At 34.3% G+C, this 4,406-nt stretch carries 5 protein-coding genes; all 5 read left to right on the top strand.

Annotation, left to right across the window (positions count from 1 at the left end):
• A partial coding sequence (locus AC4MRQ_RS25070) for a hypothetical protein (RefSeq protein WP_491200476.1) occupies positions 1–382 on the top strand: 382 nt, incomplete at its 5' end.
• Complete coding sequence (locus tag AC4MRQ_RS25065) at positions 379–1,590, top strand: glycosyltransferase family 4 protein (RefSeq protein ID WP_491200475.1); 1,212 nt, start codon at positions 379–381, stop codon at positions 1,588–1,590. The genes AC4MRQ_RS25070 and AC4MRQ_RS25065, both read left to right, overlap by 4 nt.
• A gap of 120 nt (positions 1,591–1,710) precedes the next feature.
• The gene (locus AC4MRQ_RS25060; protein WP_491200474.1) at positions 1,711–2,793 is read left to right on the top strand and encodes a hypothetical protein; all 1,083 of its coding nucleotides are present in this window, start codon (positions 1,711–1,713) and stop codon (positions 2,791–2,793) included.
• Positions 2,794–2,802: 9 nt separating this feature from the next.
• On the top strand, positions 2,803–3,549 hold the full coding sequence (locus AC4MRQ_RS25055; protein WP_491200473.1) for a WecB/TagA/CpsF family glycosyltransferase: 747 nt from the start codon (positions 2,803–2,805) through the stop codon (positions 3,547–3,549).
• Positions 3,550–3,705: 156 nt separating this feature from the next.
• Positions 3,706–4,406: transposase (locus tag AC4MRQ_RS25050; protein WP_491200472.1), on the top strand; the 701-nt coding region annotated here is incomplete at its 3' end.

Below are 4,406 nucleotides of genomic sequence, written 5' to 3'. Positions count from 1 at the left end.
TAGTAATAGTCTAGATTATCCATTGTTTTTTTCTGAGTTATTAACAATATTACCAGGTAAACAGATAGCTCCAGGACGGTATGTTGCAGATTTAATAGGAGCAAGTCTTGAGGGAGGGTTAACACCTGGCTTATTTGGAGGATTATATCTTGACTTAGGCTTGCTTTCTGTGTTAGGTGGCTTTGTTTTCATATGGTTAATCAAACGTACTGTAAAATTAGCTTGGTATAGTGATATGTGGAAGATTATAATGTCTATTACCATTACACAATTTTTTCACTTATTTCACAGAGGGTTTATGAAGTGGGAATATATCATGGCATATTGTGTGTTGATAGTATATTTTTTGCTTATTAAGAAAGAGAAAGAGACAATTTTATGAAAGTATTACATGTGTTATACCAATCCTTCCCGCATATAACCGGTTCAAGCACACGAAGCCGAGATTTGCTAACAGCACAGAAAAGTATCGGTATTAATCCTGTTGTTATCACAAGTCCTTTTCAAAAGGGAATTGAAGAAGTGGATGTTCTTTATGGAGTTAAGCATTACAGGACTTTTGAAGAGGGAAAGGATACCCCAACAAGTGAAAAGGATAAGGGATTGAGGAATAGAATACGGAGAATTTTAAGAATGCCTTACTTTATTCGTGAAGTAAAAAAAGTGCTCAAGGCTGAAAAGCCAGAGGTGATTCATGCTCACGCGACTTTCTTTTGTGGATTATCAGCGGCTATAATTGGTTATTTTTTTAAATTGCCAGTTATTTATGAAGTGAGATCCATTTGGGAGCAAAGGATACTGGAGCAGAATAAGAGTGTTAAAGCCAAAATGCAGGTGAAGCTTATAAGTTTCCTTGAGGTTATGTCAATGCGCCTTTCAAACCATGTTGTTGCCATCAGCAAACACTTAAAAGAGGATATTGAAGAAAGAGGGATAAGTACCAGTAAAATTACAGTTGTAGGTAATGCTGTTAACCTCGAAATGATAAAAGATTCTGGAATTGAAGAAAAGTTAATGTTAAAGAATGCAAAAGATTTTATTTTTAGTTATATCGGTGGTATCAGTTCAATTGAAGGACTGGATGTGCTGATTAAAGCATTTGCCAAGTTATCCAGGAAAGGGTATTCAAATAAACTGTTTATTTATGGAGATGGTGTTTATCTGGGAGCTCTTCTAAAATTGAAAGAAGAACTACATGCTGATAATGTACATTTTAAGGGTAGAGTAGCTCATGAGTTTATATATAAGGCTTATAATTCGATTGACGTTATCGTCAATCCCCGAAGGAATATTCATATAAATAATACAGTTACCCCGTTAAAACCTCTTGAGGCAATGGCCTATAGAAAACTGGTAATTGGAAGTGATGTCGGAGGATTAAGAGAGATAATTCAAGACGGAAAAACAGGAATATTATTTAAGGCTGATGATGTTGATGATCTTTATTCTAAAATTATAAAGCTAATTGGATCTTCCAGAGATGAATTGCAGAGTTTTAGGAATGACGCATATAATTACGTAATCAATGAGCGAAATTGGCTGTCTAACGCAAAAAAGTATTGTGAACTATATAAATCATTAATCTCTTAAAACTATCTCTGTGCAATGATGTTTGGGTTTAGACAAAAGGTTACAGCTATAATATTGCTTTACTTTCTTATGGCTTTTTCTATAACACTGTTTTCCCAGTTTCAGGTTGTCAGTACAATAATGAAAACAGTGTTGGTTGTTTTTTTTGTAAGTGATACAATTATTAATTCAGGAGATAATAAGAAGGTAGTGCAGTATGGCTTAAGTCTCTTTATTTTATTTGTCAGCTTTTTTATCGGCCAATATTATTACCATGATGATAACTTTAAAGAAGGAATTATTAAAAACTTTACTCACTTTGCACGGTTTGCTTTCTGGATTATTGTGGTTGTTTGGTTCTCGGTGCAGAAATATACCCTGGAGGATCTTAAAAAAGTACTAAATGTAATTACTATTGTATTGGTATTTAATTCATTGTTTATTTTCGCTGGGATTATGTTTAATATTAATCTCTTCCAAACATATCAAGGTGGCTGGCGATTTGGATACAATGGACTTTTTTCCTCCATAAGTACAACTAGCTATCTATATGTAATAGTTATTTATTCAGAGTTTTTTCTAATTAAAAAAGAGGGGAAAAATAAATTGCTTTTTTTCCTGCTGGCCTCATCGGGTGTTTTAATAGGAACAAAAACGCTTTGGCTGTTTCTGATGTCTTTATTGATTTTTAATATCACCAACACCCGGTTATCTGGTTTAAGTATAAGATATGCGGTACTGTTACTTTTAATATCAGCAGTATTTATCTGGATGGGATTTCCAATTATCGAAGAGCAGTTTGCCGTTTGGGAAAATATATTTAATGAAAGAGGACTGTCTGCAGCTGTTTTATCATACCGAAATATTTCATTTCAAAAGTTCTTTCTAGATGATATTGAGAATAAGTGGGGTTTAATAAATTTTCTTTTTGGTGGTGCTGATTTTTATAATAGAATGAGAACTGAAATGATGATTATTGATCTGTTTCATTTCTGGGGACTGATTGGTGGAGCATTCTACTTGTATATAATTGGCAGATATCTTAAGCTTAATTTCTTGAGAAAGATAGATCATTATCTTTTTATTGTGATTATGATATTATTGATAGGGATTGTTTCGGGAAATCTGTTTCATAATTCAAATAATACTTTATTTATTGTTCTTCTTATAAGTTTCTTAAGAGAATATAAATTAAGGGAGAATAATATTCCAATAAATACATAAATGACGGCTATGAAAAAGATTAATACATCTAATATGTTCAATATTCCAATTGTGTCTATTACGATGGACGAAACAACGGATTTAATTGAGCAGTCAGTTAAATCAGGAAAAGAACTTCAGCATGTTGTAGTAAATGCTGGTAAGATTGTCGCTATGCAGGATAATGAGGAACTGCGCAATTCTGTTCTAGATGCTGATTTGATAAACGCAGATGGCCAGGCTGTTGTTTGGGCATCAAAGATTTTAGGGCAGCCATTACCTGAACGTGTTGCTGGAATTGACTTAATGTTGAATCTGATAAAAATGGCATACGAAAAAGGGTACAAATGTTATTTTTTAGGAGCAAAAGAAGAAGTAGTACAAAAGGTTGTTAACCATTTTTCAAAAAAATACGCAAAGAATGTAGTTGCTGGATATCGAAATGGATATTTTGAAGAGAAAGATGAAAAGCAAATAGCAGAAGATATAAGAAAAAGCGGTGCACAATTATTATTTGTGGCCATTACTTCTCCCAAAAAGGAGATTTTTGTCAATAAATATAAATCAATTATGAAAGTACCTTTTGTGATGGGCGTTGGGGGGAGCTTCGATGTTGTGGCAGGAATAACTAAACGAGCTCCTTTATGGATGCAAAGGTTAGGTTTAGAATGGTTTTATCGTTTTCTTCAAGAGCCTGGAAGGATGTGGAAAAGGTATTTAGTTGGAAATTCAAAGTTTATAGGACTAGTGCTAAAAGAGAAATTTAAAAGAAAATAAGATGATTAACAGATCGTTTTGACTAGTCCTAAATAGGTACACTTACAAGTGGTATATAACTTTAATAATTAGCCAATTATCACTATCTTGAAGATATAACAAAACCCCGAAAACAGGCACTTTTGCCAGAAATCGGGGTTTACTTTTTTTCGAATAGTGATAAAATTACAAAGTATTCCAGAATTTCAGCCCTCTCTTCCTCTCTTTTCTATTGAAGATAATTTTCAGGTTATCAATAACCAGTTCCTTTCAAGCTCGCTGGGTAAAATTTACCAAGCTATCCCTTGGGATAACCTGGTTAAAGCCTTTGGTTTAGCTGAAAGTAAAATGGGGCCGGATTGTATATTTAGTCCGCAAGGCAAGCTGGCATTGATGTTTCTAAAAAACTATTCCTGTTGCTCTGACGAGCGCTTACTGGAACAATTAAATTCCAATATCCATTACCAGCTATTTTGTCGTTTGTTGTTAGGTATAGGTGAGCAAATCACTAACTTTAAAATCATTAGTCAGATACGATGTGAGCTGGCCGCCAAGCTTGATGCGGACAAGGTACAAAAGACCCTTGCACAGCATTGGTTACCTTATATGGACGAGCTGGAACAGGTCGTTACCGATGCTACCTGTTATGAAAGTAACATGCGTTTTCCAACCGATCAGAAACTTTTATGGGAATCTGCCGATTGGTGTCATAATCAATTGAAGTTACTTTGCAAATACGCTAATCAACCAATCCCTCGCACCAGGTATATTAAATGGCAGCAGCGTTATTGGAACTATAGTCGTAAGCGACGTAAACCTAAAAAAGAAAGGGTTGCCATCACCAGAGGTTTACTGAGGTTACTCAGAAAGCTTTTAGA

The sequence above is a fragment of the Carboxylicivirga sp. genome (genome assembly GCF_982718395.1).
This window is presented reverse-complemented; position numbering and strand designations above follow the sequence as displayed.

What these genes read in the sequence shown, in the direction of transcription:
- AC4MRQ_RS25065 (WP_491200475.1), top strand. Translation starts at nt 379, where the DNA reads ATGAAAGTATTACATGTGTTATACCAATCCTTCCCGCATATAACCGGT.
- AC4MRQ_RS25060 (WP_491200474.1), top strand. Translation starts at nt 1,711, where the DNA reads ATGAAAACAGTGTTGGTTGTTTTTTTTGTAAGTGATACAATTATTAAT.
- AC4MRQ_RS25055 (WP_491200473.1), top strand. Translation starts at nt 2,803, where the DNA reads ATGAAAAAGATTAATACATCTAATATGTTCAATATTCCAATTGTGTCT.